3 protein-coding genes are annotated in these 4143 nt (G+C 67.4%); all 3 read left to right on the top strand.

Features of this window, described 5'->3' with window-relative positions; translation table 11 throughout:
* Positions 1 to 70 precede the first annotated feature (70 nt).
* Positions 71 to 2170, top strand: coding sequence for a TonB-dependent receptor (locus tag QB898_RS12800; protein WP_279525260.1), 2100 nt, complete (start codon positions 71 to 73; stop codon positions 2168 to 2170).
* Positions 2171 to 2654: 484 nt separating this feature from the next.
* A complete protein-coding gene (locus QB898_RS12795) occupies positions 2655 to 3710 on the top strand; it encodes an ABC transporter substrate-binding protein (protein WP_279525259.1) in 1056 nt (351 codons plus the stop codon).
* Positions 3707 to 4143: ABC transporter permease (locus QB898_RS12790; protein ID WP_428982831.1), on the top strand; the 437-nt coding region annotated here is incomplete at its 3' end. The genes QB898_RS12795 and QB898_RS12790, both read left to right, overlap by 4 nt.

The raw sequence follows: 4143 nt of genomic DNA, 5'->3' as shown, positions 1-4143 counted from the left end.
CATTGCCATTGCGCAACAGTTTCAATAAACTTTAAGTAATTTGCTTTGTTTGATGAGGAGTACGACCGAGATGAACCGCCCTTCCCGTATCGCCCTGGCCGCAGCCGCCCTGCTGGCCGCGCATGTTCACGCGCAAAGCGCACTGAACGCACAGGAAAACCGCCCGCCTGATCCGTCGGATGACGCCAGCCTGGCCACTGTCACCGTCACGGCCAAGGGCTACGCGGCCGATGCCGCCGAAACGCCCATTGCCACCACAGTGCTCACGCGCGAAGACTTGTCGCGCAAGCAGGCGCGCAATGTGGGCGAGGCCGTGCGCGGCGAGCCGGGGCTGGCCGTTTCGCTGGATGGCGCGCAGGGCATGAATCCGGTGATTCGCGGCCTCAAGCGCGACAGCGTGGTGCTGCTGGTCGATGGCATGCGGCTCAACTCCGCGCAGCCGGCGGGGGCCGTGGCCTCGTTCATGTCGCTGGGGCTGGCCGATCGCGTGGAAGTGGTGAAAGGCCCGGCTTCGGTGCTGTATGGCACGGGCGCTTTGGGCGGCGCGGTCAATGTGCGGCTGCCGCAGGCGCGCTTTGAGCCGGGCGTGAAGTTCCATGCCAGCGCGGGCTATGACTCGGCCAGCCGGGGCTTGCGCGGCGCGGGCGTGGGTCACTTCAGCCAGGGCGATCACGCGCTGATGCTGGGCGCTTCGCTGGCGCGCAACAAGGATTACGAGGAGCCGCGCGGCCGCGTTGCGCACACGGGTTACGACTCGGGCGCGTTCATCGGCCAGTACCGCTACCGGCTGGATGGCGCGCAGCAGCTGCGCGTGTCGGTGCAGCAGCACCGCGATGACGACGTGTGGTACCCCGGCGCGACGCGCCCGCACCCGCTGCCCGCCGTGGGCGCCATCACCACCCACTCGCCGCGCCAGACGCGCCGCCTGTATGAAGTGGGCTACAGCCGCAAGGGCGCGGGCAGCCATCCGCTGAATGTGGACGCGCGCATTTACCGGCAGGAAATGCACCGCACCATCTACGTGCGCTCTTCGCGCCTGGGGCGCGACATCATCACCAACGACGTGACGTTCGCCACCAACGGGCTGGATGCGCGCGCCGACTGGCTGGCGCACCCGCAGCATCTGCTTTCCTTCGGCCTGAACGCCTGGCGCATGGCCGCCAGCCCCGACAGCCGCCAGGGCCGCCCGCCACAGTTCACGCAGTTCGTTCCCAACCTGCCTTTCACGCATGGCCGCGTGCAGGCCACGGGCCTGTATCTGCAAGACGACATGCGCTTTGGCAAGCTGAACGTGCTGGCGGGCCTGCGCTATGACCGCGTCAAGGGCAGCGCCACCAGCATGACAAACCGCAGCGTCACCCGGGGGCTGGACCGCAGCGACGGCGCCACCTCCGCCAGCCTGGGCGTGATGTACGAGGCCGCGCCCCTGCTGCGCCCCTACGCCAGCCTCTCGCGCGCCTTCCGCGCGGCAGATTTGCGCGAGCGCTACCAGTCCGGCGCGCGCAGCAACGGCTTTTATTACGCGGGCAGCCCGCAAATCAAGCCCGAAACGGCCACGCAGTTCGAGCTGGGCCTCAAGGGCGAGAGCGACAAGCTCAGCTACCAGGTCGCCGCTTTCCGCACCCGCATTTCCGACTACATCACGGGCATGCAGCTTTCCGGCCCGGCCGCCGTGGCCGCCTGCGGCGCGCAGCAGGCGCGCTACTGCATGCAAACGGTGAACCTGGGCCACGCCACCCTCACCGGCTTTGAGGCGGGCCTGCGCTGGCAGATGCTGCCCGGCCACTGGCTGCAGGCGGCCTACACGCGCATTCGCGGCACGAATGGCGACTATGACGAGCCGCTGTTCCAGATGCCCGCCGACGAGCTTTCGCTGGCCTGGGAAGGGCGCTTGACCCCCGCCTGGTCGGCCGATGCGGGCGTGCGCCTGGTGCGCCGCCAAAGCCGCGTGGCCACGCGTTTTGCGCGCGGCACGGAAGACGCCACGGCCGGCTACGGCGTGGTGGACATCGGCGCCACCTGGCGCTTTGCCCCGCAGCAGTCGCTGCGCTTTGCCATCAGGAACGTGGGTGACAAGCGCTACCACGAGCACCTGGCCGAGGGCCTGCCAGGCATGGAGGTGAAAGCGCCGGGCCGCAGCTTTGGCCTGTCGTGGGAAGGCCGGTTCTGAAAGCCTGCTCCAAGCCTGTCCGTGGGCGGCTTGCGGGCCGCCCAAGCGCTCCGGAATCCCGCTTTTTTGCTATTGCTTTAATAGCAGCCAAGCCCGGAAAACCGTGCGATGGAGGCGTTTTCGGGGCCTCGAATTTGCTCCCAAAAAAGGGGGGCATCCATCCGGCCCCGGCTGCGTTTGACGGGCGCTTGCGCCTTTTTCCGGCCAGGCTTTGGGCGGGTGCCGTGAACCTGTCCACAATCTGCCTGTGAGCGGCTTGCGGGCCGCCCAAGCGCCCCGGAACCCCGTTTTTTCGCTATTGCTTTGATAGCAGCCAAGCCCGGAAAACCGTGCGATGGAGGCGTTTTTGGGGCCTCGAATTTGCTCCCAAAAAAGGAGTGAAGCCATCAGGCCCTGGCCGCACCCGGCGGGCGCTTTCGCCCCGTCCAGGCCCGAACAGGCTCCGAGGCTCTGAACTTCTGATTTTTTTAACGAGGCACGCACCATGAGTCATTCCAAATTGAGCCGCCGCCGCCTGCTGGCCGCTGGCGCGGCGCTGGCCCTGCCCGCTTTTGCGCAACAACCTGCCGCGACACCCGCTGCAACACCGGCCCGGCGCATTCCCAAACTCACGCTGGCCGGGCCGTTCGCCACCGTGTCCTACCCGCTCATCCGCATGGCCGAAAGCGGGGCGCTGGCCGATGTGGCCGAGCAAGTGGAGTTCGTCTCCTGGAAAAGCCCCGACCAGCTGCGCGCCATGGCCGTGAACAAATCGGCCGATTTTTTGGCCATGCCCAGCAACGTGCCCGCCAATCTCTACAACAAGGGCGTGCCGCTGAAGCTTTTGAGCATCACCATCTGGGGCATCCTGTGGGTGCTCACGCGCGACGCCAACATCAAGCGCATTGAAGACCTCAAGGGCCAGGAGCTCACGATGCACTTCAAGGGCGACATGCCCGACTGCACCTTCCGCCTGCTGGCGCAAAAGGCGGGCATGGACCCCGACAAGGACGTGAAGCTGCGCTACGTGGCCACGCCGATGGAAGCCATGCAGCTGCTGCTCATGCGCCGCACCGACAACGCCCTGCTGGCCGAGCCGGCCGTCTCGATGGGCCTGCGCAAAAGCGGCTCCTTTCCGGTCAGCATCATTGCGCCGGAGCTGCATCGCGGCATCGACATTCAGGCCGAATGGGGCCGCCTGCTGGGGCGCGCGCCGCGCATTCCGCAGGCGGGCATCGCCATGCTGGGCGGGCAGCTGGGCAACGCCGCGCTCATCGAGCGCTTTCAGCAGGCGCACGCCGAAGCCATTCAGTGGTGCAAGGCCCATCCTGAAGAGTGCGGCAAGATGGTGGTCAAGCACATCGACACGCTCACGCCCGAAGCCGTGGCCGACGCCATGCGCGTGGACAAGGCCGAACTCGTGCCCGCCAGCCAGGCCCGCCCCGAGCTGGAGTTTTTCTATCAGCAGCTCGCGCAAATGCAGCCCGGCCTGATTGGCGGCAAGCTGCCGGATGACGCCTTTTATTACCAGCCCCCGGCAGCGGCTGCTTTGGCTTCATGACGCTGCTGCGCTCCTGGCTGGCTGCCTTGCCTGGCTACCTGTGGGGCGGCTGGGGGGCCATTGCCAGCCTGTTGCTGCTCGTGGCCCTGTGGGAATTTCTCGCGGGCCTGTATGGCCCGCTGGTGCTGCCCACCCCGCTGGAAACGGCGGACACCCTGCGCCAGTTCGCCGCCAGCGGCGGGCCGCTGTGGCCCACCCTGGCCATCTCCGCCCGCCGCGCGCTGGCCGGGCTGGCGCTGGCCGTGGGCCTGGGCAGCGTGGCGGGCGTGGCCGCCGGTGTTTCCATGACGGCTTCCATGATGGCCCGCCCCTGGGTCACGGTGCTGCTGGGCACGCCGCCCATCGCCTGGCTGGTGCTGGCCATGCTCTGGTTCGGCACGGGCGACGGCACGCCCGTTTTCACCGTCTTCATCGCCAGCTTTCCCGTTGTTTT

It is taken from the genome of Ottowia cancrivicina (genome assembly GCF_029813755.1).
In the GTDB taxonomy this organism is placed as follows: Bacteria; Pseudomonadota; Gammaproteobacteria; order Burkholderiales; family Burkholderiaceae_C; genus Ottowia; species Ottowia massiliensis.
This window is presented reverse-complemented; position numbering and strand designations above follow the sequence as displayed.

Excerpts from the sequence above, each read along its gene's own strand:
- QB898_RS12800 (WP_279525260.1), top strand. The coding sequence starts at position 71 with ATGAACCGCCCTTCCCGTATCGCCCTGGCCGCAGCCGCCCTGCTGGCC.
- QB898_RS12795 (WP_279525259.1), top strand. The coding sequence starts at position 2,655 with ATGAGTCATTCCAAATTGAGCCGCCGCCGCCTGCTGGCCGCTGGCGCG.